Annotated in this window: 34 protein-coding genes; all 34 read left to right on the forward strand. The window is 59.6% G+C overall.

What is annotated here, in order from left to right; translation table 11 throughout:
• Positions 1-80 precede the first annotated feature (80 nt).
• The 34 genes from rpoC to rplQ all read left to right on the forward strand — a co-directional run bounded on the left by rpoC (position 81) and on the right by rplQ (position 25,661).
• On the forward strand, positions 81-4,304 hold the full coding sequence (gene rpoC, locus PB2503_RS08855; RefSeq protein WP_013300907.1) for a DNA-directed RNA polymerase subunit beta': 4,224 nt from the start codon (positions 81-83) through the stop codon (positions 4,302-4,304).
• Between the two features lie 245 nt (positions 4,305-4,549).
• Positions 4,550-5,674 carry a GNAT family N-acetyltransferase gene (locus PB2503_RS14035; RefSeq protein WP_148235240.1) on the forward strand — a complete coding sequence of 375 codons (1,125 nt, stop codon included), beginning with the start codon at positions 4,550-4,552 and terminating at the stop codon, positions 5,672-5,674.
• Positions 5,661-6,494, forward strand: coding sequence for a cupin-like domain-containing protein (locus tag PB2503_RS08870; RefSeq protein ID WP_013300909.1), 834 nt, complete (start codon positions 5,661-5,663; stop codon positions 6,492-6,494). The genes PB2503_RS14035 and PB2503_RS08870 overlap by 14 nt, the downstream gene beginning before the upstream one ends.
• 320 nt (positions 6,495-6,814) lie before the next feature.
• Positions 6,815-7,186 (forward strand): 30S ribosomal protein S12, encoded by a 372-nt coding sequence (rpsL, locus tag PB2503_RS08875; protein WP_013300910.1) that lies wholly within the window; start codon positions 6,815-6,817, stop codon positions 7,184-7,186.
• A gap of 14 nt (positions 7,187-7,200) precedes the next feature.
• A complete protein-coding gene (gene rpsG / locus PB2503_RS08880; protein WP_013300911.1) occupies positions 7,201-7,671 on the forward strand; it encodes a 30S ribosomal protein S7 in 471 nt (156 codons plus the stop codon).
• A 41-nt stretch (positions 7,672-7,712) separates the two neighbouring features.
• Positions 7,713-9,806: an elongation factor G gene (gene fusA, locus PB2503_RS08885; RefSeq protein WP_013300912.1), complete on the forward strand. Its 2,094-nt coding sequence runs from the start codon at positions 7,713-7,715 to the stop codon at positions 9,804-9,806.
• A gap of 53 nt (positions 9,807-9,859) precedes the next feature.
• A complete protein-coding gene (gene tuf / locus PB2503_RS08890) occupies positions 9,860-11,035 on the forward strand; it encodes an elongation factor Tu (RefSeq protein ID WP_013300913.1) in 1,176 nt (391 codons plus the stop codon).
• Between the two features lie 68 nt (positions 11,036-11,103).
• The gene (rpsJ, locus tag PB2503_RS08895) at positions 11,104-11,415 is read left to right on the forward strand and encodes a 30S ribosomal protein S10 (protein WP_013300914.1); all 312 of its coding nucleotides are present in this window, start codon (positions 11,104-11,106) and stop codon (positions 11,413-11,415) included.
• Position 11,416: 1 nt separating this feature from the next.
• Positions 11,417-12,373, forward strand: coding sequence for a 50S ribosomal protein L3 (gene rplC / locus PB2503_RS08900; protein WP_083811034.1), 957 nt, complete (start codon positions 11,417-11,419; stop codon positions 12,371-12,373).
• The gene (gene rplD / locus PB2503_RS08905) at positions 12,373-13,035 is read left to right on the forward strand and encodes a 50S ribosomal protein L4 (RefSeq protein ID WP_013300916.1); all 663 of its coding nucleotides are present in this window, start codon (positions 12,373-12,375) and stop codon (positions 13,033-13,035) included. The genes rplC and rplD overlap by 1 nt, the downstream gene beginning before the upstream one ends.
• Entirely contained in the window at positions 13,035-13,340 is a 306-nt protein-coding gene (locus PB2503_RS08910; RefSeq protein WP_013300917.1) for a 50S ribosomal protein L23, read from the forward strand. The genes rplD and PB2503_RS08910 overlap by 1 nt, the downstream gene beginning before the upstream one ends.
• Positions 13,341-13,346: 6 nt before the next feature.
• Positions 13,347-14,186, forward strand: a complete 840-nt coding sequence (gene rplB / locus PB2503_RS08915) for a 50S ribosomal protein L2 (RefSeq protein ID WP_013300918.1) — start codon at positions 13,347-13,349, stop codon at positions 14,184-14,186.
• A gap of 2 nt (positions 14,187-14,188) precedes the next feature.
• On the forward strand, positions 14,189-14,467 hold the full coding sequence (gene rpsS, locus PB2503_RS08920) for a 30S ribosomal protein S19 (RefSeq protein WP_013300919.1): 279 nt from the start codon (positions 14,189-14,191) through the stop codon (positions 14,465-14,467).
• 2 nt (positions 14,468-14,469) lie between these two features.
• On the forward strand, positions 14,470-14,850 hold the full coding sequence (gene rplV / locus PB2503_RS08925; protein WP_013300920.1) for a 50S ribosomal protein L22: 381 nt from the start codon (positions 14,470-14,472) through the stop codon (positions 14,848-14,850).
• Complete coding sequence (gene rpsC, locus PB2503_RS08930) at positions 14,850-15,575, forward strand: 30S ribosomal protein S3 (RefSeq protein WP_013300921.1); 726 nt, start codon at positions 14,850-14,852, stop codon at positions 15,573-15,575. The genes rplV and rpsC overlap by 1 nt, the downstream gene beginning before the upstream one ends.
• Before the next feature lie 12 nt (positions 15,576-15,587).
• Positions 15,588-16,001 (forward strand): 50S ribosomal protein L16, encoded by a 414-nt coding sequence (gene rplP / locus PB2503_RS08935; RefSeq protein ID WP_013300922.1) that lies wholly within the window; start codon positions 15,588-15,590, stop codon positions 15,999-16,001.
• A 3-nt stretch (positions 16,002-16,004) separates the two neighbouring features.
• On the forward strand, positions 16,005-16,226 hold the full coding sequence (gene rpmC / locus PB2503_RS08940; RefSeq protein WP_013300923.1) for a 50S ribosomal protein L29: 222 nt from the start codon (positions 16,005-16,007) through the stop codon (positions 16,224-16,226).
• Positions 16,219-16,500, forward strand: a complete 282-nt coding sequence (gene rpsQ / locus PB2503_RS08945) for a 30S ribosomal protein S17 (protein ID WP_013300924.1) — start codon at positions 16,219-16,221, stop codon at positions 16,498-16,500. Before rpmC ends, rpsQ begins: the two co-directional genes overlap by 8 nt.
• A gap of 66 nt (positions 16,501-16,566) precedes the next feature.
• On the forward strand, positions 16,567-16,935 hold the full coding sequence (gene rplN, locus PB2503_RS08950; RefSeq protein ID WP_013300925.1) for a 50S ribosomal protein L14: 369 nt from the start codon (positions 16,567-16,569) through the stop codon (positions 16,933-16,935).
• Position 16,936: 1 nt separating this feature from the next.
• Positions 16,937-17,263: a 50S ribosomal protein L24 gene (gene rplX, locus PB2503_RS08955; RefSeq protein WP_013300926.1), complete on the forward strand. Its 327-nt coding sequence runs from the start codon at positions 16,937-16,939 to the stop codon at positions 17,261-17,263.
• Positions 17,256-17,825: a 50S ribosomal protein L5 gene (rplE, locus tag PB2503_RS08960; protein ID WP_013300927.1), complete on the forward strand. Its 570-nt coding sequence runs from the start codon at positions 17,256-17,258 to the stop codon at positions 17,823-17,825. The genes rplX and rplE overlap by 8 nt, the downstream gene beginning before the upstream one ends.
• Before the next feature lie 67 nt (positions 17,826-17,892).
• On the forward strand, positions 17,893-18,198 hold the full coding sequence (gene rpsN / locus PB2503_RS08965; protein WP_013300928.1) for a 30S ribosomal protein S14: 306 nt from the start codon (positions 17,893-17,895) through the stop codon (positions 18,196-18,198).
• A gap of 15 nt (positions 18,199-18,213) precedes the next feature.
• Positions 18,214-18,612 carry a 30S ribosomal protein S8 gene (rpsH, locus tag PB2503_RS08970; RefSeq protein ID WP_013300929.1) on the forward strand — a complete coding sequence of 133 codons (399 nt, stop codon included), beginning with the start codon at positions 18,214-18,216 and terminating at the stop codon, positions 18,610-18,612.
• 17 nt (positions 18,613-18,629) lie between these two features.
• Positions 18,630-19,163 (forward strand): 50S ribosomal protein L6, encoded by a 534-nt coding sequence (gene rplF / locus PB2503_RS08975; protein WP_013300930.1) that lies wholly within the window; start codon positions 18,630-18,632, stop codon positions 19,161-19,163.
• A gap of 30 nt (positions 19,164-19,193) precedes the next feature.
• Positions 19,194-19,559, forward strand: coding sequence for a 50S ribosomal protein L18 (gene rplR / locus PB2503_RS08980; protein WP_013300931.1), 366 nt, complete (start codon positions 19,194-19,196; stop codon positions 19,557-19,559).
• Between the two features lie 12 nt (positions 19,560-19,571).
• Positions 19,572-20,165, forward strand: a complete 594-nt coding sequence (gene rpsE / locus PB2503_RS08985) for a 30S ribosomal protein S5 (RefSeq protein WP_013300932.1) — start codon at positions 19,572-19,574, stop codon at positions 20,163-20,165.
• A 12-nt stretch (positions 20,166-20,177) separates the two neighbouring features.
• Positions 20,178-20,366: a 50S ribosomal protein L30 gene (gene rpmD / locus PB2503_RS08990; RefSeq protein WP_013300933.1), complete on the forward strand. Its 189-nt coding sequence runs from the start codon at positions 20,178-20,180 to the stop codon at positions 20,364-20,366.
• Positions 20,367-20,517: 151 nt separating this feature from the next.
• Positions 20,518-21,024, forward strand: coding sequence for a 50S ribosomal protein L15 (rplO, locus tag PB2503_RS08995; protein ID WP_013300934.1), 507 nt, complete (start codon positions 20,518-20,520; stop codon positions 21,022-21,024).
• A 125-nt stretch (positions 21,025-21,149) separates the two neighbouring features.
• Positions 21,150-22,505 (forward strand): preprotein translocase subunit SecY, encoded by a 1,356-nt coding sequence (gene secY, locus PB2503_RS09000; protein ID WP_013300935.1) that lies wholly within the window; start codon positions 21,150-21,152, stop codon positions 22,503-22,505.
• Positions 22,505-23,092, forward strand: a complete 588-nt coding sequence (locus PB2503_RS09005; protein ID WP_013300936.1) for an adenylate kinase — start codon at positions 22,505-22,507, stop codon at positions 23,090-23,092. Before secY ends, PB2503_RS09005 begins: the two co-directional genes overlap by 1 nt.
• Before the next feature lie 148 nt (positions 23,093-23,240).
• Positions 23,241-23,609 carry a 30S ribosomal protein S13 gene (rpsM, locus tag PB2503_RS09010; RefSeq protein ID WP_013300937.1) on the forward strand — a complete coding sequence of 123 codons (369 nt, stop codon included), beginning with the start codon at positions 23,241-23,243 and terminating at the stop codon, positions 23,607-23,609.
• Positions 23,609-24,004 (forward strand): 30S ribosomal protein S11, encoded by a 396-nt coding sequence (rpsK, locus tag PB2503_RS09015; RefSeq protein ID WP_013300938.1) that lies wholly within the window; start codon positions 23,609-23,611, stop codon positions 24,002-24,004. Before rpsM ends, rpsK begins: the two co-directional genes overlap by 1 nt.
• Before the next feature lie 58 nt (positions 24,005-24,062).
• The gene (locus tag PB2503_RS09020; protein WP_013300939.1) at positions 24,063-25,079 is read left to right on the forward strand and encodes a DNA-directed RNA polymerase subunit alpha; all 1,017 of its coding nucleotides are present in this window, start codon (positions 24,063-24,065) and stop codon (positions 25,077-25,079) included.
• A gap of 156 nt (positions 25,080-25,235) precedes the next feature.
• Positions 25,236-25,661 (forward strand): 50S ribosomal protein L17, encoded by a 426-nt coding sequence (gene rplQ / locus PB2503_RS09025; RefSeq protein WP_013300940.1) that lies wholly within the window; start codon positions 25,236-25,238, stop codon positions 25,659-25,661.
• The last annotated feature ends 9 nt before the right edge of the window (positions 25,662-25,670 follow it).

Genomic DNA, 25,670 nt, shown 5'->3' on the forward strand with positions numbered 1-25,670 from the left:
TGATGTCATCTCCCCTCGCGGACTGCCCTCATCATTCTGCTGCGGATTGTTGATCCGCACCCGCCCGGAAAGGACACTTTATGTCTCAGGATATCGCCAACGTCTTCAATCCGCTCGCCGCGCCGCAGACGTTCAATCAAATCCGTATTTCTCTCGCCAGCCCGGAGAAAATTCTCTCCTGGTCGTTCGGCGAGATCAAAAAGCCGGAGACGATCAATTACCGGACCTTCAAGCCGGAGCGTGACGGGCTGTTCTGTGCCCGGATCTTTGGGCCGGTGAAGGATTATGAGTGCCTTTGCGGTAAATATAAGCGGATGAAGTATAAGGGCGTCGTCTGCGAGAAATGCGGCGTCGAGGTGACCCTTTCCAAGGTGCGCCGGGAGCGGATGGGCCATATCGAGCTGGCCTCGCCGGTCGCGCATATCTGGTTCCTGAAATCCTTGCCGTCGCGCATTGCGACCTTCCTCGACATGACCCTCAAGGATGTGGAGCGGGTTCTTTACTTCGAGAACTACATTGTCATCGAACCCGGGCTCACGCCCCTCGACCAATATCAGCTCCTCACCGAAGAGGAGTATATGGAGGCGCAGGAGCAATATGGCGAAGACAGCTTCACCGCCGGGATCGGGGCCGAGGCGATCCGTGAGATCCTCGGTAATATGGATCTTGAAACGATCACCGAACAGCTCCGGGTCGAGATCAAGGAATCGACTTCGGAACTGAAGCCGAAGAAGCTCGCCAAGCGCCTCAAGCTGATTGAGAACTTCATGCAATCGGGGAACAAGCCCGAATGGATGATTATGACGGTCATTCCGGTGATTCCGCCGGAGCTGCGGCCCCTCGTTCCCCTCGATGGGGGACGCTTCGCGACCTCGGACCTCAATGATCTTTACCGCCGTGTGATCAACCGGAACAATCGGTTGAAGCGTCTTATTGAACTGCGCGCGCCGGACATCATTGTGCGGAACGAAAAGCGGATGCTGCAGGAGGCGGTGGACGCCCTGTTCGATAATGGACGTCGCGGCCGGGTCATCACGGGCACGAATAAGCGCCCGCTGAAATCCCTCTCCGACATGCTCAAGGGGAAGCAGGGTCGCTTCCGTCAGAACCTGCTCGGCAAGCGGGTCGACTATTCCGGTCGGTCGGTGATCGTCGTCGGCCCGGAACTGAAGCTGCATGAGTGCGGGCTGCCGAAAAAAATGGCTCTCGAGCTGTTCAAGCCGTTCATCTATTCCCGACTGGACGCCAAGGGGCTGTCGGCAACCGTCAAGCAGGCGAAAAAACTGGTCGAAAAGGAACGGCCAGAGGTGTGGGACATCCTCGATGAGGTCATTCGCGAGCATCCGGTGATGTTGAACCGGGCGCCGACCTTGCACCGTCTCGGTATTCAGGCGTTTGAGCCGAAGCTGATCGAGGGCAAGGCCATCCAGCTTCATCCGCTGGTGTGTACGGCCTTTAACGCCGATTTCGACGGCGACCAGATGGCCGTTCACGTGCCCTTGAGCCTCGAAGCGCAGCTTGAGGCCCGGGTACTGATGATGTCCACCAACAACATCCTGTCGCCGGCGAATGGGAAACCCATCATCGTGCCGTCTCAGGATATTGTGTTGGGGCTCTATTACATCACCATCGAGAAAGAGAACGAGCCCGGCGAGGGCATGGTCTTTGGCGATATTGCCGAGATCGAACATGCGCTCGAGGCGGGGGCGGTGAGCCTCCATGCGAAGGTCAAGGCGTTGTGGCGCTCCGTCGATGCTGACGGGAATGAGACAGTGGAACTCGTCGACACGACGCCGGGGCGGATGAAGGTGGCGAATGTCCTGCCGCGCTCAGCCAGCGTGCCGTTCGAGGTGGTGAATAAGCTTCTCACCAAGAAAGCCATCGGGGGGCTGATCGACACGGTCTATCGGCATACCGGCCAAAAGGCGACGGTCATCTTCGCCGACAAGATCATGGACCTTGGCTTCAAGGAGGCATGCAAGGCAGGGATCTCTTTCGGGAAAGACGACATGGTTATTCCCGAAACCAAGCGGGGCATCGTCGAAGAGACGCGGTCCTTAGTGTCCGAGTACGAACAGCAATATGCCGATGGCCTGATCACCAGGGGCGAGAAGTACAACAAAGTCGTCGATGCGTGGGCCAAATGCACGGATCGCATCGCCGAAGAAATGATGGGCGCGATTTCCGCCGTGCAAGTCGACGAAGAGACCGGCCGGACGAAAGAGCCGAACTCGGTCTATATGATGTCGCACTCCGGGGCCCGCGGTTCGCCCACCCAGATGCGGCAATTGGCGGCCATGCGGGGCCTGATGGCGAAGCCGTCGGGTGAGATCATCGAGACACCGATTATCTCGAACTTCAAGGAAGGCTTGACCGTTCTTGAATACTTCAACTCGACCCACGGTGCCCGGAAAGGTCTTGCCGATACCGCGCTGAAAACGGCGAACTCAGGCTATCTCACCCGTCGTCTCGTCGATGTGGCGCAGGATTGCATCGTCAAGGAAATCGATTGCGGCACCGAGCGGGGCATCACCCACGAAGCCGTGGTGGATTCAGGCGAGATCGTCCTCCCCCTCAGTCAGCGGATTTTGGGCCGGACAGCGCTTGTTGACATTGAGGATCCTGAGACCGGTGAAGTCCTGGTGACCGCCGGCACCCAGATCAACGAGGTTCAGGCCGAAGGGCTGGAGAAGGCCGGGGTGCAAAAGGTCAAGGTGCGTTCGCCCCTGACCTGCGAAACGCCGATCGGCGTTTGTGCCACCTGCTATGGTCGTGACCTTGCCCGCGGCGAACCGGTGAATATCGGGGAGGCGGTCGGGGTGATCGCCGCCCAATCGATCGGCGAGCCGGGCACGCAGCTCACCATGCGGACCTTCCACGTGGGCGGGACCGCCACGGTGGGGGATATCTCCTTTATCGAGGCGAGCCATACAGGGACGGTCGCCCTCGAAAACCGGAATGTCGTCAGAGATTCTTCCGGCGATCTTATCGTCATGGGGCGGAATACCCTGATCAAGATCCAGGACGGTCAGGGCAATGATCTTGCCAGCTTCAAGGTGACCTATGGCACCAAGCTGCGGGTCGACAATGGCGACAAGGTCGATCGTGGTCAGCGACTTGCCGACTGGGACCCCTATACCCAGCCGATCGTCACCGAGGTCGCCGGTAAGGTGTCCTATGAGGATCTGCTCGAAGGGGTCTCATTCCTGAATGTCGCCGACGAGGCGACGGGGCTGTCGTCGAAGACGGTCAGCGATTGGCGCTCCAACCCCCGCGGGGCGGAATTGCGCCCGGCCATCTCGATCAATGCCGGCGACGGGACGACGAAAAAGCTCGATTCCTCCGGCGGCGATGCGCGCTATCTCTTGCCGGTGTCGGCCATCCTGTCCGTCGAGGACGGTGACGAGGTGCAGCCCGGCGATGTGCTGGCGCGGATCCCCACCGAGGGGGCGAAGACCCGGGACATCACCGGGGGTCTGCCGCGCGTGGCGGAATTGTTCGAGGCACGCCGTCCCAAGGATCACGCCATCATCGCCGAAATCGATGGTCGAGTGGAATTCGGGCGCGACTATAAGAATAAGCGCCGGATCTCCATCGTCCCCGTCGACGAGGATCAGGAACCGCGGGAATATCTGGTGCCGAAGGGTAAGCATATTGCGGTCCAGGAAGGCGACTTCATTTCCAAAGGGGAATATCTGCTGGACGGGAATCCCGCGCCGCACGATATCCTCGATGTGATGGGGATTGAGGCGCTTGCTGAATATCTCATCAATGAGATTCAGGAAGTGTACCGATTGCAGGGTGTGCCGATTAACGACAAGCACATTGAGGTGATCGTCCGCCAGATGCTGCAAAAGATCGAGGTCTCAGACCCCGGTGAGTCCGGTTTCTTGAAGGACGAGCAAGTCGACAAGGTCGAATTCGATGAGGCCAATGCGCGTCTCGAAGAACAAGGCCTGCGCGTGGCGGTGGGGCAGCCGGTCCTTCTGGGGATTACCAAGGCCTCCCTCCAGACACGGAGTTTCATCTCGGCGGCGTCGTTCCAGGAGACGACCCGCGTGCTCACCGAAGCGGCGGTGTCCGGCAAGGTCGATATGCTCGAAGGCCTCAAGGAAAACGTCATTGTCGGACGCCTCATCCCGGCCGGGACGGGGGGCCAAATGGCCAAGCATCAGCTGGAAGCCGACAAGCGGGACGCTGCCCTCGTCGAAGAACGCGAGAAGCGCGAAGCGGCGGCCCTCCCGGCTCCCGAGCATGTGGCAGAAGAAGCCGACAGCGAAACGTCGCCCGAGGCGGCCGAATAAGGCGCACTCGGTCAGCCGCGACAGTCGACCATCAACCATCACCCCCGCGCCTCTCCTCAGAGGTGCGGGGGTTTTGATTCTCAGGCGACAAGCAGCGACGCTGGGGCGGAGGGATACCCTTCTGCAGCCCGTTAGCCGGAGCGCCTCTCGCCGCTCTTATGAACTCCCCCGATGCGGTCGATGACGGCGAGTTAAGTCTCATATGCGACAGTGCGCGTAGTCGAGGTCCCTAGGGGGAAGTGATTTTGACCATTACGGTGCGGATGATATCAAAGGCTGAGATCACGCCCTCGCTTCGCGGGGCTTGGCGGGATCTTGCCGACAAGGCGCTGTGGCCGAATCCCTTTTTCCGTCCGGGGATGTTGGAAGCCGCGCTCATCCACCTCGATCCGACCGGTACTGTCCATTTGCTTGTCGTCGAAGAGGGGGGCGAATGGCTCGCGCTGATGCCGGTGCGGCGACGTCGGGGAATCGCGAAATTGCCCCTCGCCTATCTTAAGATTTGGCAGCCCCCCCATATGTATAATGGGACACCCCTGGTCCGTCGCGGGGCGCTCAAGCCGGTGCGAAGCGCGCTGGCCGCTTGGCTTGACGGTCGGCCCCTGGGGGCCCGTTTCTTCAGATTGACCGCGGTAACGGAGGAAGTGGCCGCCGCATGGGCGCATTTGGGGGGCAGTCCGCGCACTTACGTCCAACAACGCGTCCGTTGCCGGGCGTGCCTTGTGCCCGGCACCACCTTCGATGACCATTTAAGCGCGCGCTATTCCGGGAAGAAACGCAAGCAGTTCCGCCGTCTTGCTAAACGATTGGGGGAGGAGGGGGAGATGCGGTTCGATGAGGGGCCGCCCACCCCGGCGCTCATCGAGACCTATCTCACCCTGGAGGCGGCGGGCTGGAAGGGCGTCAAGAGTGAGGGGCACGCCTTGTTGAGCGATCCCAACGAGGCCGCCTTTTTTCGGGCGGCCATGGCGACAGCGGAGGAGGGGACAAGCGTCCTCACCCTGCGCCTTTCGGGGGCGCCCATCGCTCTTCTGATCATCCTGCGCCATGGCGGCGGCTGGAGCTTGTTTAAAACGACCTATGACGAAGCGTATGGTCCCTATTCACCCGGGGTCCAGCTCCTCCTCGAAGCCACCAGACGCTTCCTTATCGCAGGGGACGCGGGGGAAGGGGACCTTTACGATTCCTGTGCAAAACCAGACCACACCGTCATGAATGGAATGTGGGAGCAGCGCTTGGTCGTGATGGATCTCGAAATGTCGACTGGGGCGGTCATCGACCGGATGGCGCTCGCCTTGGCGGCCCAGCTGGGGGCGATGCGCCATCGCCTCACGACCATGATAAAGAAGCGGACCCATGGACTCCCCTGATCTTGATCTCCTCGCGGCGGCTTATCCCGACCGCCATGCAACCTTTCCCGTGTCCCTTACCCATGGGGCGTTGACGCGGTCGGCCCTGGCTGATCTCGCCGAGGCCCTGCCTGCGGAACTGGTGGAATATAATAGTGGGGCTCTGCCTGTTGCGGTGGACCCGCAGGCTGTCGCTCCCGTGCCCATGACGGCGCGCGAGGCGATCATGGCAATGGACTCTCACAATCTGTGGATGACGTTGCGGAATATCGAACGCGATGCGACGTATCGGGCTTTATTGGAAGAGACGCTGGCAGGATTTGCGGCTGTGGCGGCGCCGTCCACCGGGCCGATGATGGATCGCCAAGGCTTCGTCTTCCTGTCCTCGCCGGGGGCGACCACCCCGTTCCATATCGACGAAGAGCACAATGTGCTGATCCAGATCGACGGTCATAAGGAAATGACGATCTTCTCCCCGGCGGATCGGGCGGTTGTCCCCCAAGAGGCTTTAGAAGACTTCCACAGCGGGGGACATCGCAATCAACCCCTGCCGGAGGCCCTGGCCGCTCGGGGGGAGACGATCACCCTGACCCCGGGACAGGCGGTCTATGTGCCCCCGCTTGCTCCTCATTTCGTCAAGGTGACGGGGGAGACGCCCTCATTATCGTTGAGCGTGACCTGGCGCTCGGCGGCATCGCGTCGCGCCTGTTACCTTCACCAAATTAATCATACGCTCCGACGGTACGGTGCCCGTCCCCGCTTTCCCGGCGTCGCCCCGATAACGGACCAGTTGAAGATCTGGGGCGCTTCCGCAACGGCGCGCCTGACGGGCCGCTGGTAAGCCCTCAAGCGGCGAACGGCGGACCGGGGCAAGCCCCTTGAAATGGATCCCCGGGGCGTGCCGACGGTCCGGCGCTTTCGGGGAAAAGGACGTCCCTTTACGCTTGACTAAGAGGTGGGTGAGCTGTAGCCCGCCGCTTCTGCCAATGGAGTGCAGTCGGCGCAGGCATCTTGCCTCCCCCCGAAACGGCTCCGGCACGACGGACATAATTTGTTGATAAGATGCGGTTGTCTTCACCCCGCGCGAAGGCTTCCACATCTTTTTGGGTACGTATGTCCGTCGTGGTAGGCGATGCCGAATTTTTGACCGACGGAACATAAATGCCGACGATTCAACAGCTGATCCGCAAGCCGCGCAAGCCGAAGCGGAAGATCAACAAAGTCCCTCATCTGCAGGGCAACCCCCAAAAACGCGGGGTGTGCACGCGCGTCTATACGACGACCCCGAAAAAGCCGAACTCGGCGCTTCGGAAGGTCGCAAAGGTGCGTCTGACCAATGGCTTTGAGGTTATCAGCTATATTCCCGGCGAGGGGCATAACCTCCAGGAGCACTCGGTGGTGCTGATCCGCGGCGGGCGGGTCAAGGACCTTCCTGGGGTGCGCTATCACATTCTTCGCGGCGTCCTTGATACCCAAGGGGTCAAGGATCGTAAGCAGCGGCGCTCGAAATACGGCGCCAAGCGGCCGAAATAAGGGAGGGCTGAACGATGTCACGTCGCAGAAGAGCCGACAAACGTCCGGTCAACCCGGATCCGAAATTTCACGATCAAACCGTGTCCAAATTCATGAACTATCTCATGCTGGACGGGCGCAAGGCTGCGGCGGAAAAGATCGTCTACGGGGCGTTCGATCGCGTCGAAGAGCGTTTGAAGCGTCCGCCGCTCGAGCTCTTTCGCGAGGCGCTCGAGAATGTGACGCCTGCGGTCGAAGTGCGCTCTCGGCGTGTCGGCGGGGCAACCTACCAGGTGCCCGTCGAGGTGCGGCCGGATCGAAAGATCGCCCTTGCCATGCGCTGGTTGATTGCCGCCGCCCGGGCCCGTAACGAGGCGACGATGGTTGAGCGCCTCTCCGGTGAGCTGATGGATGCCAGTCAGAACCGGGGCGCTGCCGTCAAAAAGCGCGAAGACACTCATAAAATGGCGGACGCCAACCGAGCGTTTTCGCACTACCGTTGGTAACCTAAGGATTTAAAAGGGGTTTTGCCCCTGGAAAGCATGACATGGCCCGCGATTATTCCATCGAGGACTACCGCAATTTCGGTATCATGGCGCATATTGATGCCGGGAAAACCACGACGACGGAGCGGATCCTCTATTACACCGGCAAGTCCTACAAGATCGGCGAAGTCCATGACGGCGCCGCGACCATGGACTGGATGGAGCAGGAGCAGGAACGCGGGATCACCATCACATCCGCGGCCACGACGACCTTCTGGCCTGGCCGGGATGGGAAAAAGCGTCGTCTGAATATTATCGATACGCCGGGCCACGTGGATTTCACCATTGAGGTTGAGCGGTCCTTGCGGGTTCTCGACGGGGCGGTGGCTTTGCTTGATGGCAATGCGGGGGTGGAGCCGCAAACCGAAACGGTGTGGCGTCAGGGCGATAAATACAACGTGCCCCGCATGTTCTTCGTCAACAAAATGGACAAGATCGGCGCCGATTTCTATGCCTCCGTCGAGTCGATCCACGACCGTTTGGCGGCGAAAACCGTTGTTCTGCAATTGCCCATCGGGATGGAGTCGGATTTCAAAGGGGTTGTCGATCTCATCGAGATGGATGCCATTGTCTGGAATGACGAGAGCCTTGGGGCCTCGTTCGAGCGGACGGAAATCCCCGACGATCTCAAGGATAAGGCGCAGGAATACCGCGATAAGCTCATCGAGACGGTCGTTGAGGTCGATGAAGCGGCGATGGAAGCCTATCTCGAGGGCGATGAGCCGGATAATGACAAGATCCGAGAGCTGATCCGCAAGGGGACGATCGCCGTTGAGTTCCATCCGGTGCTTTGCGGGACTGCGTTTAAGAACAAGGGTGTTCAGCCTCTGCTCGACGCGGTGGTGGACTTTTTGCCGAGCCCCCTCGACATTCCGGCGATCAAAGGTGTCGTGCCGGAGACCGATGAAGAGGTGACCCGTCCGGCCTCGGACGATCAGCCGCTGTCCATGCTGGCGTTCAAGATCATGAACGACCCGTTTGTGGGCACATTGACCTTCTGCCGGATTTATTCCGGCCATCTTGAGCAGGGGGGCTCGCTCCTCAACACGGTGAAGGGCAAAAAGGAACGTGTCGGCCGTATGTTGCTGATGCACTCAAACACCCAGGAAGAGATCAAAGAGGCGTTTGCCGGTGACATTGTCGCGATTGCGGGCCTTAAGGACACGACTACGGGGGATACGCTTTGCATCTCGACCAAGCCGGTCATTCTTGAGCGGATGGAGTTCCCTGAGCCTGTGATCGAGTTGGCGGTGGAGCCGAAGACCAAAGCCGACCAAGAGAAGATGGGGATCGCCCTTAATCGTCTTGCGGCAGAGGACCCGTCCTTCCGGGTGCAGACCGATGAGGAAAGCGGTCAGACCATTATTAAGGGGATGGGTGAGCTTCACCTGGACATCCTGGTCGATCGGATGAAGCGGGAATTTAAGGTCGAGGCGAATGTCGGCGCCCCGCAGGTGGCCTATCGTGAGACGATCACCCGCGAGGCCAATATCGATTACACCCACAAAAAGCAGTCCGGCGGCTCTGGGCAATTTGCCCGCATCAAGATGAAGATCAAGCCGGGCGAGCCGGGGACGGGCTTTGTCTTCTCGAACTCGATTGTCGGCGGTTCTATTCCCAAGGAATACATTCCGGGTGTTGAAAAGGGGCTCGTCTCGGTGCAAGAGGCGGGACTTCTCGTCGGATTCCCCATTCTCGATTTCGAGGTGGATCTTTACGACGGGGCCTTCCACGACGTCGACTCGTCCGTTCTCGCTTTTGAGATCGCGGCGCGGGCGGCGATGCGGGAGAACAAATCCGAATTGGGCATGGCATTGCTCGAGCCGGTCATGAAAGTCGAAGTGGTCACGCCGGATGAATATACCGGTACGGTCATCGGCGATCTGAACTCCCGTCGTGGACAGATCCAGGGACAGGAGATCCGGGGGAACGCCACTGTCGTCAATGCGATGGTGCCGCTTGCCAATATGTTCGGGTACGTGAACAATCTGCGGTCGGCCACACAGGGTCGTGCGCAGTATACGATGCAATTCGACCATTACGAGCGGGTGCCGAATGCGGTGGCCGACGAGGTCAAAGCCAAGCTGGCGGGCTGAGCGCCCGTCCGCACTGAGTTCAACATTGTTCGTCAGATTACGGAGAGACGAGAATGGCCAAGGAAAAGTTTGAACGGACAAAGCCGCATGCCAATATCGGTACAATCGGCCACGTCGACCACGGGAAGACCACGCTGACGGCAGCGATCACCAAATATTTTGGTGATTTTCGCGCCTATGACGAGATCGATGGGGCGCCCGAGGAAAAGGCGCGCGGCATCACGATTTCGACCGCGCATGTGGAATATGAGACGGATGAGCGGCACTATGCCCACGTCGATTGCCCGGGCCACGCCGACTATGTGAAGAACATGATCACCGGGGCGGCGCAGATGGACGGCGCGATCCTGGTGGTGAACGCGGCCGACGGTCCGATGCCCCAGACGCGTGAGCACATTCTGCTTGCCCGTCAGGTCGGCGTGCCCGCGATCGTGGTGTTTCTGAACAAGGTGGACCAGGTCGACGACGAAGAACTTCTCGAACTGGTTGAAATGGAAGTTCGTGAGCTTCTGTCCTCCTATGACTTCCCCGGCGATGATATTCCGATTGTCAAAGGCTCCGCGCTGGCGGCGATGGAAGGTCGCGACCCCGAAATCGGTGAGAACGCGATCCGCGAGCTCATGAAGGAAGTCGATGCGTACATTCCGACCCCGGAACGTCCGATCGATCAGTCCTTCCTGATGCCGATCGAGGATGTGTTCTCGATTTCCGGTCGGGGGACGGTTGTGACCGGTCGTGTCGAGCGTGGCGTGATCAATGTCGGTGACGAGATCGAAATTGTTGGTGTTCGTGACACCAAGAAAACGACCTGTACCGGCGTCGAAATGTTCCGCAAGCTGCTTGATCGTGGTGAGGCCGGGGACAATGTCGGCGTTCTTCTCCGCGGTGTTGAGCGGGAAGGGGTCGAGCGCGGCCAGGTGCTGTGTAAGCCCGGTTCCGTGACGCCGCACACGAAATTCGTGGCGGAGGCTTATATCCTGACGAAAGAAGAGGGGGGTCGTCACACCCCGTTCTTCAATAATTATCGTCCTCAGTTCTATTTTCGGACGACGGACGTGACCGGGATCTGCACCCTGCCCGAAGGGACCGAAATGGTCATGCCGGGTGATAATGTGAATTTGAACGTCGAATTGATCGTGCCGATCGCGATGGAAGAAAAGCTGCGCTTCGCTATTCGCGAAGGTGGCCGTACCGTCGGGGCCGGGATCGTTTCGTCGATCATCGAGTAAATTGAAGAGTGTAACCGGAAGGCGGGCCGCCGCGGCGTGGCCCGTCTTTCATTTCAGGACTGTCCGACATGCAACAAAATATCAGAATACGGCTCAAAGCATTTGACCATCGCGTGCTCGACAGTTCCGCCGTCGAGATCGTGAACACGGCCAAACGAACCGGCGCGCGGGTTCGTGGACCCATTCCGTTGCCGACTCATATTGATCGGTACACGGTGTTACGTTCGCCCCACGTGAACAAGAAGTCGCGTGAGCAATTCGAGATGCGCACTCACAAGCGCGTTTTGGACATTCTTGAGCCGACCCCGCAAACGATCGATGCGTTGATGAAACTCGATCTCTCCGCGGGTGTCGATGTCGAGATCAAGTTGGGAGCCTAAGATGAGCGCTACGGGACAAACCCACCGGGTGTCGCCGGCCAAGCTCGGTCGGCCCAACCACAATCCTCAGCCTTTGCCCGCTCAGCGGCTTGGCGCGCGGACGGGGGTTATCGCCAAGAAACTTGGGATGACTCGTGTCTATACCGCTGAAGGTACGCATGTGCCGTGCACGGTTGTCAGCCTTGAAAACTGTCAAGTGGTCAGTCACCGGACAGAAGAGCGTGATGGCTATTCGGCGCTGCAGCTTGGGGCTGGTGAGTATCTGAATCGCAAAGGCGAGGCGAAGCTGGGACGCGTCAGCAAGGCGGCACGCGGGCATTTCGCGAAGGCGAATGTCACACCGAAGCGGAAGCTCGCTGAATTCCGTGTCGAGACGGACTATCTTATCGAGATTGGCGCCAGTCTGACGGCTGAACATTATGTCCCCGGTCAACGGGTGGACGTCGTCGGCACGTCGATCGGTAAGGGCTTTGCGGGCGGCATGAAGCGGCACAATTTCGGCGGGCTTCGCGCCTCCCACGGGGTGTCGATCAGCCACCGATCGCATGGCTCCACTGGACAGTGTCAGGACCCTGGCAAGGTCTTTAAGGGCAAGAAGATGGCTGGCCATATGGGCGATGTCCGGGTCACCACGCAAAATCTCGAAGTGATCCGAACCGATGTTGCCCGCGGGCTTATTCTCCTCAAGGGCGCCGTTCCCGGGTCGAAGGGCTCCTGGATTCTGATCCGCGACGCGGTGAAGAGAGTACGGCCGGAAGAGGCGCCGATGCCCGGTGCTTTCGTCGAGGCCGGCGAGGACATCGAGGCAGAAGAGCCTGAAAGCACGCTGGCCGAAGCTGGGGAGAAAACCCCCGTCGGCGCCCACGGCGTCGAAGTGCCGGCGGACGCGGCCGGTGACGACGCGGCGGGCAATGATGGTCAGCAGGCTGATGATGCCCCCGAAGGAGGGAAGGAATAATGCAGATCGACGTTTTGACCCTCGATGCGTCGAAGGCCGGCGATCTCGATCTCCGGGACGATATTTTCGGGCTCGAGCCGCGGGCGGATATTTTGCATCGCTATGTCGTTTGGCAACAGGCCAAACGGCAGCAAGGGACGCATAAGGCCAAAGAGCGTGGAGAAGTTACCGGCACAACGAAGAAATTCGTTCGGCAAAAAGGCTCCGGCGGCGCCCGTCACGGGAATAGGAAGGCCCCGCAATTCGTTGGGGGCGGCAAAGCCCATGGTCCGCGGGTACGCAGCCACGCCCATGATCTGCCGAAGAAAGTGCGTCGCTTGGCGTTGCGTCACGCCCTCTCGGCGAAACAGGGCGCGGCGGAGCTGATCATTATCGATGAAGCTACTGTTGCCGATGTGAAAACCAAGGTGCTGGCCGAAAAGCTTCAAAAGCTTGGTGTTCGGAACTCACTCGTGATCGATCAGTCTGTGGATGAAGGATTTGCCCGCGCGGCGCGTAACCTCGACGGAGTCGATGTGCTGCCGGTGATTGGGGCGAATGTGTACGATATTCTGCGGCACGACAAATTGATCCTGACCCGGGCGGCGGTCGAGGGGCTGTATGCGCGTCTCGATGGATCGGCGGCCGTTCAGTCGGCGGCGCAAGAAGAGGCGGCTGAGTGATGGCGGATATTAAGGAACAACATTACGACACGATCGTGTCCCCGGTGATCACGGAAAAGTCGACGATTGCCGCTGAGCACGATCAGATTGTTTTCCGTGTCGCACGGGCGGCCACGAAGCCTCAAATCAAAGAGGCGATCGAAGCGCTGTTTGATGTGAAGGTGAAGGCCGTGAACACCCTTGTCACCAAAGGCAAGAACAAGCGGTTTCGCGGTCGTCCCTACACGCGGTCCGACGTCAAAAAGGCCGTCGTGACCCTTGAGGCCGGCCACTCGATCGACGTCACCACCGGATTGGGGAGGTAGGACGCCATGGCTTTGAAAACATATAATCCCACCTCGCCGGCGCGGCGCCAATTGGTGACCGTTGATCGCGCCGACCTCCATAAGGGGCGCCCGGAGAAGTCCTTGACCCAGGGGCTCACTAAAAGTGGTGGGCGGAACAATACCGGTCGGATTACGGCGCGACGCATCGGCGGCGGGGCGAAGCGGCTCTATCGGATCATCGATTTCAAACGGAATCGGAGCGATGCCATCGCTGAGGTCAAGCGGATCGAATATGATCCCAACCGGACGGCGTTCATTGCGCTGATTGAATATGGTGATGGTGTTAAGGCGTATATCCTCGCCCCCCAACGGTTGACGGTCGGGGACAAGGTCGTTTCGAGCGAGCGGGCGGATATCAAGCCCGGCAACGCCATGCCTTTGCGCAACATGCCGCCCGGCACGATTGTCCACAATGTCGAGCTGAAGCCCGGCAGAGGGGGACAGATGGCGCGTTCGGCCGGTGCCTATGCGCAACTCGTGGGGCGTGATGGCGACTATGTGCAGCTTCGGCTGAAATCCGGCGAAGTGCGTCGGGTTCACGGGACCTGCCTGGCGACGGTCGGGGCGGTTTCCAATCCCGATCACGCAAACCGCAATCTTGGCAAGGCCGGGGCGACCCGCCTTAAGGGCAAACGCCCCGCGGTCCGCGGCGTCGCCATGAACCCGATCGATCACCCCCATGGGGGCGGAGAAGGTCGGACTTCCGGCGGTCGTCACCCTGTTTCGCCATGGGGGCAGCCCACCAAGGGCAAGCGCACCCGGAGTAACAAGAAGACCGATAAGATGATCATCCGTTCGCGTCATGCGAAGAAGAAGGGACGCTGAGGATGCCCAGAGCAGTTTGGAAAGGCCCGTTTGTCGATCGCTATCTGTTGAAGAAAGCGTCGGACGCGCAAGATGGCAGTCACAAGGGGGGGATCAAAACCTGGTCTCGCCGCTCGACGATCCTGCCGCAATTCGTCGGCCTCACCTTCAATGTCTATAACGGGCAGAAATTCATTCCCGTGCATGTGACCGAGGATATGGTCGGTCACAAGCTGGGCGAGTTTTCTCCCACCCGGACCTATTACGGTCATGGGGCGGACAAGAAAGCGAAGCGGAAATAACCATGGCACAGAGCAAAAACGCCCGCCGTGTCGCCGAAGATCAGGCGATGGCCAAAGGCCGGATGATCAAGACGAGCCCGCAAAAGCTCAATCTCGTGGCTCAAATGATCCGTGGGAAGAAAGTTCAGCGCGCACTGGACGAGCTTGAATTCTCGCGCAAGCGTGTGGCCCTCGATGTGCGGCGGGTCTTGCAAAGTGCGATTGCCAATGCGGAAGAGAATCACGATCTCGACGTCGACAGCCTGATCGTCGATCAGGCCTTTGTCGGCAAGAATATGGTGCTGAAACGGTGGCACGCTCGGGCACGCGGACGTATCGGGCGGATCCGTAAGCCATTCTCGGAAATTACGATTGTCGTCCGCGAAGTTGAGGAGGCCGCCTGATGGGTCAGAAAGTCAGTCCGATTGGCCTTAGGCTCGGGATCAACCGCACCTGGGACAGCCGCTGGTTCGCCAGCAAGGGAAACTATGGCGATCTCTTGCATGAAGATCTCCGTATTCGGAATTTTCTTCAAAAACGCTTGAAGAATGCCGGTGTCAGCCGGATCGTCATCGAGCGGCCGCATAAAAAGTGCCGTGTGACGATCTATACGGCGCGGCCCGGCGTGGTCATCGGCAAAAAGGGCGCGGATATCGAAAAGCTGCGTCAAGAACTGCAAAAGATGTCGTCGTCGGAGACGGTCCTCAACATTGTCGAGATCCGTAAGCCTGAGGTCGACGCGACCCTTGTCGCGGAGAATATCGCCCAGCAGCTTGAGCGTCGGGCGTCGTTCCGCCGCGCGATGAAGCGCGCGATGCAGACCGCGATGCGGATGGGGGCGCTCGGGATCCGCGTGAATTGTTCGGGCCGTCTCGGCGGCGCCGAAATTGCCCGGATGGAATGGTATCGTGAGGGGCGGGTGCCGCTTCACACGCTCCGCGCGGATATCGATTACGGGATCGCCACGGCGCGCACTACCTATGGGGCCATCGGCATCAAGGTCTGGATTTTCAAGGGCGAAATTCTCGATCACGATCCCATGGCCTCCGAACGCCGTCTTGTTGAAAGCCAGACCGGCGCGCCGTCCAATCAAGGCCGGGATCGTCGTCCGCGTCGTGAAAACGCCTGAGGGATATGAGTCATGCTTCAGCCGAAACGCACAAAATACCGTAAGCAGCATAAAGGCCGGATCAAAGGCCTGGCGAAGGGCGGTACCGATCTCAACTTCGGGTCCTACGGCCTCAAAGCTGTTGAGCCGGAGCGGATTACCTCGCGTCAGATCGAGGCAACCCGCCGGGCGATTACGCGCCATATGAAACGGGCGGGACGCGTCTGGATCCGGATTTTCCCTGACGTGCCCGTGACCGCCAAGCCGACGGAAGTGCGGATGGGGAAAGGGAAGGGCTCTGTCGACCGCTGGGTCTGCAAGGTGAAGCCCGGGCGGATCATGTTCGAAATCGATGGGGTGCCTGAGGCGCTGGCCCGTGAAGCTCTCGAGCTTGGCGCGGCGAAGCTGCCGATCAAGACCCGTATCGTCAAACGGATCGGAGACTAAGCGATGAAATCGAACGACGTTCGTGATCTGAGCGACGATGAGCTGAAAGATCGCCTTCTTGAACTGAAGCGTGAGCAATTCAATCTACGCTTCCAAGGGGCCTCCGGGCAGCTTGAAAAAACCGCGCGCATCAAAGAGGTGCGCCGGGACATCGCCCGTATCAAGACGATCCAGACCGAGCGGCAATTGACGGCCGCCGGCGAGATGGAGGGCACTGATGCCTAAACGTATTCTTCAAGGACCGATCGTGTCCGACAAAGGAGAAAAGACGGTCGTGGTCCGTGTGGATCGGGCGTTCAAGCACCCCTTGTTGGCCAAGGTTGTGCGGCGTTCCAAGCGGTATCACGCCCATGACGAGAGCAATGAGTTGAAGGTGGGGCAGCGGGTCTTGATCCGTGAGTGTCCGCCCAAATCGAAGCTCAAGCGGTGGGAAGTGGTCACTGAGGAGCAGGTGGCGGCGGATGCGGCCTCGGCCCAGCAGGGTGAGGCGGCGGAATAACGTCGCTTAGATAGTTTAACGGCGGGATCCGGTTTCCCCGGGCCTGCAAATTTGGAGGGATCGCATATGATCCAGATGCAAACGAACCTGGACGTCGCCGATAATTCCGGCGCGAAGCGGGTCCAGTGCATCAAGGTGCTCGGCGGCGCCAAGCGGAAATATGCCGGCGTGGGCGACATTATCGTCGTCTCCGTCAAAGAGGCGATGCCGCGTGGCCGGGTGAAAAAGGGCCAGGTGATGAAGGCCGTGGTCGTGCGCACCGCTAAGGACATTAAGCGTCGTGACGGATCGGTGATCCGTTTCGATTCCAATGCGGCTGTGCTGATCAACAACAACAAAGAGCCGATCGGCACACGGATCTTTGGGCCGGTGACGCGGGAGCTGCGTCGCGCCAATCACATGAAGATCGTGTCGTTGGCACCGGAGGTGCTCTGAGATGGCGGCGAAGATTAAAAAGGGTGATCGCGTGATCGTTCTCGCTGGCCGCGATCGCGGGGCCGAGGGCGAAGTGGTCAAGGTCGATCCGAAGGCGGCGCGTGTAACGGTTCAGGGCGTGAACATGATCAAACGCCACCAGAAGCCGAGCCAGGCCTCCGCTGGGGGGATCATCACGCGCGAAGCGCCGATCCATGTGTCGAATGTGGCCATCAAGGACCCCAAGGACGGCAAACCGACCCGGGTTGGGTTCAAATTCGTGGGCGAGGGCGAGGACCGCAAGAAAGTGCGAGTCGCCAAACGCTCAGGGGAGGTGATCGATGTCTGAGGCTGCTGTCGCGGAAGACTACAAGCCGCGCCTGAAGACCAAATATGAGCAGGACATTCGCAAGGCGATGCAGGAGCAATTCTCCTACGGCAATGTGATGCAGATCCCCAAGCTCGAGAAAGTGGTCATCAATATGGGCCTCGGCGATGCGGTCAATGACCGGAAGGTCGTCGATCAAGCCCTCGATGAGCTGACCCGCATTGCCGGACAGCGTCCGGTGGTGACGAAGGCGAAGAAATCTATCGCCGGGTTTAAGGTCCGCGAGGAGATGGCGCTTGGCGTGAAAGTCACCCTGCGGAAGGACCGAATGTTTGAGTTTCTCGACCGTCTCATCACCATCGCCTTGCCGCGGGTGCGAGATTTTCGCGGGCTCAATCCGAAGAGCTTTGACGGGCGTGGTAACTACGCCATGGGGCTTAAGGAACATATCGTCTTCCCTGAGATCGATTACGACAAGGTCGAGGGGCAGCGGGGCATGGACATCGTCGTCTGCACGACGGCGACCAATGACGAAGAAGCGCGCGCCCTGTTAAAGGCATTCAATTTCCCCTTCCGCAAATAGCGAAGGGTTAGGAGGCTAGGTTCGTGTCCGGAGGATGCGGAAACCGGCCCTCGAGGAGAAACGAAAAATGGCGAAAAAAGCGATGATCGAGCGGGACGTCAAACGACGCAAGCTGGCCGCTAAATATGAAAATAAGCGGCAGTCGCTCAAGGCGATCATGCGTTCCGATGAGGCAAGCCCCGAAGATAAGTTCAAGGCGGCGCTAAAATTGGCGGAGATCCCCCGTAACGCGTCCAAGACGCGCATTCGGAACCGGTGCCTCGTCACCGGTCGGCCGCGGGGATATTACCGTAAGCTGAAAATGTCGCGGATCGCCCTTCGGGAGCTTGGCTCTCAGGGCAAGATCCCCGGTCTTGTGAAATCGAGCTGGTAAGGGAGGGTATCGACCATGGCGATCAATGATCCGATCGGCGACATGCTGACCCGTATCCGGAATGCGCAAATGCGGGGGATGAATCGGGCAACGACCCCGGCCTCAAAGCTCCGCCAGCGCGTGCTCGACGTTTTGCGGGATGAGGGATATATTCGCGGATACACGCGGGTTGAACATGACAAGGGGAAGGCGGACCTCGAGATCGAATTGAAATATTTCGAGGGCGAGCCTGTCATCTCCAAGATCAAGCGGGTTTCGAAACCCGGTCGGCGTGTGTACTCGTCGGTCAAGAATATTGAGCCTGTGCGCAACGGCCTCGGTATTTCTATTTTGTCGACCCCCAAAGGGGTCATGTCGGACGCATTGGCGCGCGAGCACAATGTGGGCGGCGAAGTTCTCTGTCACGTCTACTAAAAGGGAGGCGATCCATTATGTCACGTATCGGCAAACGGCCCGTCCCCGTCCCTAAGGGTGTCGACGCCAAAATCGACGGTCAGACCGTCACGGCCAAGGGCCCCAAGGGGGAGATGGCGTTCGTGGTGAACGAACTCTGCCTCGTCGAAATGGGCGAGAATGGCGTTACGGTTACGCCAAAGGACAAGTCTAAACCCGCCCGCTCCATGTGGGGGATGTCCCGTACCCAGATTTCCAATCTGTTTGAGGGCGTATCGAACGGCTTCACCAAGAAACTGGAACTGGTTGGGGTCGGCTACCGCGCTCAGATGAAGGGCAAGACCCTGGTCCTGGCCCTTGGCTATTCCCACGATGTTGAATTTGATCCGCCCGAAGGCATCGATATCAAGGTGGGCAAACCCACCGAGATTGAGATCACCGGCCGCGACAAGCAGGTCGTCGGTGAGGTGGCCGCCAAGATCCGGGGGTTCCGTCCGCCCGAGCCTTATAAAGGCAAAGGGGTTCGGTATGAGGGTGAATATATCTTCCGGAAGGAGGGCAAGAAGAAATAAGGCTGTGCGCTTTGTTTTCTTGTGGTGCTTATGACCAAGACAAATGTTGAAAAACGCCGCCGGCGCGCCGGTCGGACCCGGGCGTCTCTAGCCCGTAAAGCCAACGGGAAATTGCGCCTGTCGGTGTTCCGTTCGGCAAAGAATATCGCCGCGCAGATCATCGACGATCGGGCGGGCAAGACCCTCGCTGCCGCGTCGAGCCTTGAGAAAGATTTCAAGGCCGAGCAGGCCAAGGGGTCCGATATTGATGCGGCCGCCAAGGTGGGGGCGCTGATCGCGGCCCGCGCCAAAGAGGCAGGGATCGAGGATGTCGTCTTTGACCGAGGCGGCTACATTTTTCATGGCCGGGTGAAAGCCCTGGCGGATGCTGCCCGTGAGGGCGGCCTGAAATTCTAAAGGGCTGAATTTATGGCAAAGGAACCGCAACAGGGCGGCCGGGGCCGCGGCCGCGGCAAGGGGCGCGACGAGGAACGGGACGAGTTCACCGACCGCCTTGTGGCCATCAATCGGGTCTCGAAGACGGTGAAGGGCGGCAAGAATTTCGGCTTCGCCGCGCTTGTGGTCGTCGGCGATCAAAAGGGGCGTGTGGGCTTCGGCAAGGGCAAGGCGCGCGAAGTGCCTGAAGCCATTCGCAAGGCGACCCAAGAGGCAAAGCGGAGCTTGGTTCGGGTGCCCTTGCGGGACGGTCGGACTCTCCATCACGATGCCTATGGACGGCATGGGGCGGGGAAAGTGGTTCTTCGTACGGCGCCGCCGGGAACCGGTGTGATCGCCGGGGGGCCGATGCGGGCGGTGTTCGAGATGCTTGGCGTCCAAGATGTCGTGGCAAAATCCCTCGGGACGTCAAATCCTTATAATATGGTGCGGGCCACCGTGGATGCGCTGAAGAACCAGCACAACCCTCGGTCAGTGGCGGCGAAGCGCGGCATGAAAGTGTCTGAGCTGGTCAATCGCCGGGCGGCCGTTCAGCCCGATGCCGCCGCGTCGGCGGATGCGGCCTAAGGAGGCAGGGGCATGGCAGACAAGAAAACGCTTAAGGTACGTCAGACCGGCAGTCCGATCCGGCGTCCCAAGGATCAAGCCGCAACGCTCAAAGGGTTGGGACTTGGCAAAATCGGTCGCGTGCGCGAACTCGAAGACACCCCTGCCATTCGGGGGATGATCGCGAAGGTCAGCCACATGGTCGAGGTCGTCGGCGAATAGGCACCGGCGGACGGAAAGGGGCTTTCCCTCCGAGGGGGACAAGTTGCGGCGGGCCGGCGCCTTCCTTTCCAGGATCAGGGTCCTCAGGGGCCCACCGGCACAGGCGAGGCGTCGGCATCGGGTCGGCGCCGCTCAGTCGAAAGGATGACAAATGAAACTCTCAGATCTCAGGGACAATGAGGGCGCCCGCAAGTCCCGTACGCGCGTGGGTCGGGGCATCGGCTCCGGCAAGGGCAAGACCGGTGGCCGCGGTGTCAAAGGACAAAAATCCCGCTCGGGTGTGGCCATCAAAGGCTTCGAAGGCGGGCAAATGCCGTTGCATATGCGGCTTCCCAAACGCGGTTTCCTTGCCCCAGGGCGGCTTTCTTTTGCCGAAGCGAATCTGTCCGATGTGCAAAAGCTGGCTGAGGCAGGGACCACAATGGTCTCAGAAGAGACCCTGCTCTCCGCTCGCTCGCTCAATCGGACAAAGGTGGATGGCGTTCGCCTGTTGGGATCGGGCGAGCTCTCGGCCAAAGTCGATGTAACGGTCACCTACGCCACGAAATCGGCGCGAGACGCGATCGAAAAAGCTGGCGGCACGGTGACCATGACGCGGCCTGAAAAGAAAAAACGCCTGCGGGGGCCGCACAAAGAGGCGGCGAAGAAGGGCAAGTAATCAGAAGAGCGCCCCTGTCGACCGGATCGGTTGAGGGGGGGGGCGTTCAGGTGATGTTGCGGTTACCGAAAAAGACGGCCACGGTCACGACCGCGAGGAAGCTTTGGTGGCAGTAGGAACAGCGCATGGTATCGGCGGCCGAACAATTCGCATCCAACATCAATCTCAGCTCATTTGCGAAAGCCGATGAGCTGAAAAAGCGTCTATTGTTTACGATCGGTGCCCTCATCGTCTACCGAATCGGCACGTTCATCCCGATCCCCGGGGTCAATCCGGACGCGTTTCGCGATTTGTTCAGCCAACAGACCGGCGGTCTTCTCGGCACCTTCAACCTGTTTTCGGGCGGGGCGACGGAACGGATGGCGATCCTGGCCCTCAATATCATGCCCTATATCTCGGCGTCGATCATCATGCAGATGATGTCGGCGGTGGTGCCTTCGCTTGAGGCCATCAAGAAAGAAGGGGAAAGTGGGCGCCGTCAGATCAACCAGTATACGCGGTATCTGACAGTGCTGCTCGCGACGGTGCAGGGCTATTTCATCGCGGCCACGATTGCGGGGACGACCGGCACGATCGCCGGGCAGACGGTGCCGGTGGTGCAAAACCCCAATGCGATCTTTTATATCACTACAACGGTGACGTTGGTTGGCGGCGTCATGTTCCTGGTGTGGTTGGGGGAACAAATTACCGCAAGAGGGATCGGCAATGGGATCTCCTTGATTATTTTCGCCGGGATCGTCGCAGAGCTGCCGCGGGCCGCCGCCGGATTGTTCGCCAGTGGGCGCACGGGCGCCATGAGCGCCTCTGTCATTGTGGGCGTGATCTTGGGGGCCATCGCCATCATTGCCTTCGTGGTCTTTATCGAACGGTCCCAGCGCCGCCTCGTGGTTCAGTATCCCCGGCGCCAACAAGGCAATCGAATGGTGCAGGGGGAGAAATCCCATCTGCCGCTGAAGCTCAATACGGCCGGCGTGATCCCCCCTATCTTCGCCTCGAGTATTCTCCTGCTGCCCGCGACGGCTCAGGCGGCGGTTGGCCAGGATAGCCCTCTGTGGCTGCAAAATATCCTGATTTATGTGGCGGTGGGCCAACCCCTTTATTTCGCGCTCTACGCGGCGGGGATCATTTTCTTCTGCTTTCTCTACACCTCGATTGTCTTCAATCCCGAGGATACGGCTGACAATCTCAAGAAATATGGCGGCTACATCCAGGGCTATCGTCCCGGCACCCGGACCGCGGAATATATCAATTATGTGCTCACCCGCATCACCGTGATCGGCGCGGCGTATTTGACTTTTGTCTGTCTGGTGCCGGAGTTTCTGAGGGCGCAAAATCCGGCGATTCCGATTACGCTCGGGGGGACATCACTGTTGATCGTCGTCACGGTGACCCTCGACACGGTGCAACAGATTCAAGGACATCTCTTGGCCCAACAATATGAGTCGCTAATCAAGAAATCGAAACTGAGAGGGGCGCGCTGATGATTGTTATTTTCCTAGGACCGCCAGGCGCCGGCAAGGGAACCCAGGCGGCGTATATCGCAAAGAGCCGCGGAATTCCGCAATTGTCCACTGGGGACATGTTGCGCGCGGCGATCAAGGCCGAAACCCCCGTGGGCCTCCAGGCGAAGGCGATTATCGAACGCGGCGACCTGGTCTCCGATGATGTTGTCGCTGGGATTGTGGCGGAACGGATCGACGCGCCGGACTGCAAGCCGGGGTTTTTGTTGGATGGGTTTCCCCGCACCCTCGGCCAAGCGCAGATGCTCGATGATATCGTCAAAACGAAATCCTGCGATATCGACGTCGTGCTTGAATTGAAGGTCGATGAGGGCGCGCTGGTCGATCGCCTCAGGACCCGGATTGAAGAGACAAAGGCCCGCGGCGAGCCGGTGCGCAGCGATGATAACGAAGAGGCGTTCCGGAATCGTCTGGAGGTCTATCGCGAGCAGACGGCGCCGCTTATTCCTTTCTACAAGGAGAAGGGTCTGTTGCGGGAAATCGACGGAATGCAGCCAATCGATCAGGTTTCTGCAGAGATCGACAAGGTTCTTGACAGCTTGTCTTGACGCCTGACCCTTAGGCTTTATAGATCCCGACTTCGCTCGAATTTCACCCGTGGTTTCGTGCGGCCCTCCCGAAAAGGGGCGCGCGCTGGAAAGTCACCCGCTGGTGCGGACCGCCGCACCCGCCCAAAGCATTGAGAGGCCAAATCACGTGGCGCGTATTGCAGGGGTCAATATCCCCAACAACAAGAGGGTGCACATCGCCCTGACCTATATTCATGGAATCGGTCCGTCCCTCGCGAAGGAGATTACCGACCGCGTCGGGATCGCCGAAGAGCGTCGCGTCCAGGAGCTGTCGGATGCGGAAATTCTCCGTATCCGGGAGGCTATCGACGAGGGCTATACGGTTGAGGGCGATTTGCGCCGTGAAACCGCCGTCAACATCAAACGTCTGATGGATCTTGGGTGTTATCGCGGCCTGCGTCATCGTCGAGGCCTCCCCGTGCGCGGTCAGCGAACCCATACCAATGCGCGGACCCGTAAGGGCCCCGCCAAACCGATCGCCGGGAAGAAGAAATAATGGCACGCCAACCGCAACGTCAGGCCGTCCGCCGTCGCGAACGGAAGAATATCGTCAATGGCGTCGTTCATGTGAACGCGTCCTTCAACAACACGATGGTGACCATCACCGACGAGCAGGGCAATGCTGTGTCGTGGTCGTCCGCTGGGCATATGGGCTTTAAGGGGTCGCGCAAATCGACGCCCTTTGCGGCACAGATGGCCGCTGAGGATGCCGCGAAAAAGGCAATGGACCACGGCCTCAAATCGGTGGACGTTCTGGTCCGGGGTCCGGGGTCTGGTCGGGAGAGCGCTCTTCGGGCGTTGCAGTCCGCGGGCCTGACCGTCACCAATATTCGTGACGTGACGCCGATTCCCCATAATGGTGTCCGGCCGCGCAAGCGTCGTCGGGTCTGACGCTCATCGCGTTATTGCAGGGCGACCTCCTTGGGGGAGGCCTGTCCGAGGAGAAATTATGCTCGAAAAGAATTGGCAGGAACTGATCAAGCCGCAAAAGCTTGAGGTGGTGTCGTCATACGATCCGCAACGGAAGGCGACGATCGTCGCTCAACCTCTCGAGCGGGGCTTCGGCCTGACTCTGGGCAACAGTCTGCGGCGAATTCTGATGTCTTCCCTTCAGGGGGCAGCGGTGACCGCGATCCAGATCGATGGCGTTGTGCACGAATTTTCGTCGATCCCCGGGGTTCGCGAGGACGTGACGATCATCGTGCTCAATATCAAACAGCTGGCCTTACGGATGCATGTTGACGGCCCCCGTCGGTTGACCCTCAAGAAACAGGGGCCTGGGATTGTGACCGCCGGCGACATTCAAGAGACCGCCGACATCGAAATCCTCGACAAGGATCACGTTATCTGCACCCTCGATGAGGGCGCTGATTTGCGGATGGAAATCACGGTTCAGACCGGTAAAGGCTACGTGCCCGCCGATCGCAACCGACCCGAGGATGCGCCGATTGGGCTGATCCCCGTGGATAGCCTTTACTCGCCGGTGCGCCGGGTGAGCTATAGTGTCGAGAATACCCGGGAGGGACAGGTCCTCGACTATGACAAACTCATCCTCGAAGTGGAGACAAATGGGGCCGTGACCCCGGAGGATGCGGCGGCCTTTGCGGCGCGCATTCTTCAGGATCAGCTCCAAATCTTCGTCAATTTCGATGAGCCCAAGCGCGACGATCAGGGGGGTGCCGATGAAGAATTGCTCTTCAACGCCGCGCTTCTGCGCAAGGTCGATGAACTTGAATTGTCCGTCCGGTCGGCGAACTGTCTGAAGAACGATAACATCGTCTATATCGGTGACCTCATTCAGAAGACCGAAGCTGAGATGCTGCGGACTCCGAATTTCGGTCGGAAATCGCTGAACGAGATCAAAGAAGTGCTCGCGACCCTCGGCCTGCATCTCGGCATGGATGTGCCGGATTGGCCGCCGGACAATATAGAAGAACTCGCGCGTAAATTCGAAGATCAGAACTAATATTGGGAGGCGGCATCAAGCCGTCCCCCGGAGGTTCTGAAAAGGGGGAAGGGGGACGGTTCGCCCTTCCTTTTTTGTTCTCGCTGTGGCAGACGCTGCGGCTCTACCTTGTTCCAAACCATCCGGGCCCGTCCCCGGAGCAGTGGAGACTTTCTTATGCGCCACGGAAAAGCGCACCGTCGCCTGAACCGCTCCGCCTCCCACCGGAAGGCGATGTTTGCGAATATGGCTGCCTCGTTGATCAAGCACGAGCAGATCACGACGACGCTGCCAAAGGCGAAGGAATTGAAACCGATCGCCGATAAGCTGATCACGCTTGCCAAGCGGGGCGATCTGCACGCTCGGCGTCAGGCGATCAGCCAGATTCGCGACGTCGCGATGGTCGGCAAGCTGTTTGAGACCCTCGGGCCGCGCTACAAGGACCGCAATGGCGGCTATACCCGCGTGATGAAGGCGGGCTTCCGCTTCGGCGATAATGCCCCGCGCGCTGTCATCGAATTTGTGGACCGCGATGAAACCGCCAAAGGCGTGGATTCCGGTCCGACGGCGGACACGCACGTCGAAGAGTTCGCCGAAGCGTAAGGTTTCGCT

It is taken from the genome of Parvularcula bermudensis HTCC2503 (genome assembly GCF_000152825.2).
In the GTDB taxonomy this organism is placed as follows: Bacteria; Pseudomonadota; Alphaproteobacteria; order Caulobacterales; family Parvularculaceae; genus Parvularcula; species Parvularcula bermudensis.

What these genes read in the sequence shown, in the direction of transcription:
- rplR (WP_013300931.1), top strand. Translation starts at nt 19,194, where the DNA reads ATGACCAAGACAAATGTTGAAAAACGCCGCCGGCGCGCCGGTCGGACC.
- tuf (WP_013300913.1), top strand. Translation starts at nt 9,860, where the DNA reads ATGGCCAAGGAAAAGTTTGAACGGACAAAGCCGCATGCCAATATCGGT.
- rplO (WP_013300934.1), top strand. Translation starts at nt 20,518, where the DNA reads ATGAAACTCTCAGATCTCAGGGACAATGAGGGCGCCCGCAAGTCCCGT.
- rpsQ (WP_013300924.1), top strand. Translation starts at nt 16,219, where the DNA reads ATGCCTAAACGTATTCTTCAAGGACCGATCGTGTCCGACAAAGGAGAA.
- rplB (WP_013300918.1), top strand. Translation starts at nt 13,347, where the DNA reads ATGGCTTTGAAAACATATAATCCCACCTCGCCGGCGCGGCGCCAATTG.
- rpsN (WP_013300928.1), top strand. Translation starts at nt 17,893, where the DNA reads ATGGCGAAAAAAGCGATGATCGAGCGGGACGTCAAACGACGCAAGCTG.
- secY (WP_013300935.1), top strand. Translation starts at nt 21,150, where the DNA reads ATGGTATCGGCGGCCGAACAATTCGCATCCAACATCAATCTCAGCTCA.
- rpsS (WP_013300919.1), top strand. Translation starts at nt 14,189, where the DNA reads ATGCCCAGAGCAGTTTGGAAAGGCCCGTTTGTCGATCGCTATCTGTTG.
- rpmC (WP_013300923.1), top strand. Translation starts at nt 16,005, where the DNA reads ATGAAATCGAACGACGTTCGTGATCTGAGCGACGATGAGCTGAAAGAT.
- PB2503_RS09020 (WP_013300939.1), top strand. Translation starts at nt 24,063, where the DNA reads ATGCTCGAAAAGAATTGGCAGGAACTGATCAAGCCGCAAAAGCTTGAG.
- rpoC (WP_013300907.1), top strand. Translation starts at nt 81, where the DNA reads ATGTCTCAGGATATCGCCAACGTCTTCAATCCGCTCGCCGCGCCGCAG.
- rplP (WP_013300922.1), top strand. Translation starts at nt 15,588, where the DNA reads ATGCTTCAGCCGAAACGCACAAAATACCGTAAGCAGCATAAAGGCCGG.
- rplX (WP_013300926.1), top strand. Translation starts at nt 16,937, where the DNA reads ATGGCGGCGAAGATTAAAAAGGGTGATCGCGTGATCGTTCTCGCTGGC.
- rplV (WP_013300920.1), top strand. Translation starts at nt 14,470, where the DNA reads ATGGCACAGAGCAAAAACGCCCGCCGTGTCGCCGAAGATCAGGCGATG.
- fusA (WP_013300912.1), top strand. Translation starts at nt 7,713, where the DNA reads ATGGCCCGCGATTATTCCATCGAGGACTACCGCAATTTCGGTATCATG.
- rplC (WP_083811034.1), top strand. Translation starts at nt 11,417, where the DNA reads ATGAGCGCTACGGGACAAACCCACCGGGTGTCGCCGGCCAAGCTCGGT.
- rplE (WP_013300927.1), top strand. Translation starts at nt 17,256, where the DNA reads ATGTCTGAGGCTGCTGTCGCGGAAGACTACAAGCCGCGCCTGAAGACC.
- rplQ (WP_013300940.1), top strand. Translation starts at nt 25,236, where the DNA reads ATGCGCCACGGAAAAGCGCACCGTCGCCTGAACCGCTCCGCCTCCCAC.
- rpsC (WP_013300921.1), top strand. Translation starts at nt 14,850, where the DNA reads ATGGGTCAGAAAGTCAGTCCGATTGGCCTTAGGCTCGGGATCAACCGC.
- rplD (WP_013300916.1), top strand. Translation starts at nt 12,373, where the DNA reads ATGCAGATCGACGTTTTGACCCTCGATGCGTCGAAGGCCGGCGATCTC.
- rplN (WP_013300925.1), top strand. Translation starts at nt 16,567, where the DNA reads ATGATCCAGATGCAAACGAACCTGGACGTCGCCGATAATTCCGGCGCG.
- rplF (WP_013300930.1), top strand. Translation starts at nt 18,630, where the DNA reads ATGTCACGTATCGGCAAACGGCCCGTCCCCGTCCCTAAGGGTGTCGAC.
- rpsG (WP_013300911.1), top strand. Translation starts at nt 7,201, where the DNA reads ATGTCACGTCGCAGAAGAGCCGACAAACGTCCGGTCAACCCGGATCCG.
- rpsE (WP_013300932.1), top strand. Translation starts at nt 19,572, where the DNA reads ATGGCAAAGGAACCGCAACAGGGCGGCCGGGGCCGCGGCCGCGGCAAG.
- rpsK (WP_013300938.1), top strand. Translation starts at nt 23,609, where the DNA reads ATGGCACGCCAACCGCAACGTCAGGCCGTCCGCCGTCGCGAACGGAAG.
- rpsH (WP_013300929.1), top strand. Translation starts at nt 18,214, where the DNA reads ATGGCGATCAATGATCCGATCGGCGACATGCTGACCCGTATCCGGAAT.
- rpsL (WP_013300910.1), top strand. Translation starts at nt 6,815, where the DNA reads ATGCCGACGATTCAACAGCTGATCCGCAAGCCGCGCAAGCCGAAGCGG.
- rpmD (WP_013300933.1), top strand. Translation starts at nt 20,178, where the DNA reads ATGGCAGACAAGAAAACGCTTAAGGTACGTCAGACCGGCAGTCCGATC.
- PB2503_RS09005 (WP_013300936.1), top strand. Translation starts at nt 22,505, where the DNA reads ATGATTGTTATTTTCCTAGGACCGCCAGGCGCCGGCAAGGGAACCCAG.
- rpsJ (WP_013300914.1), top strand. Translation starts at nt 11,104, where the DNA reads ATGCAACAAAATATCAGAATACGGCTCAAAGCATTTGACCATCGCGTG.
- PB2503_RS08910 (WP_013300917.1), top strand. Translation starts at nt 13,035, where the DNA reads ATGGCGGATATTAAGGAACAACATTACGACACGATCGTGTCCCCGGTG.
- PB2503_RS08870 (WP_013300909.1), top strand. Translation starts at nt 5,661, where the DNA reads ATGGACTCCCCTGATCTTGATCTCCTCGCGGCGGCTTATCCCGACCGC.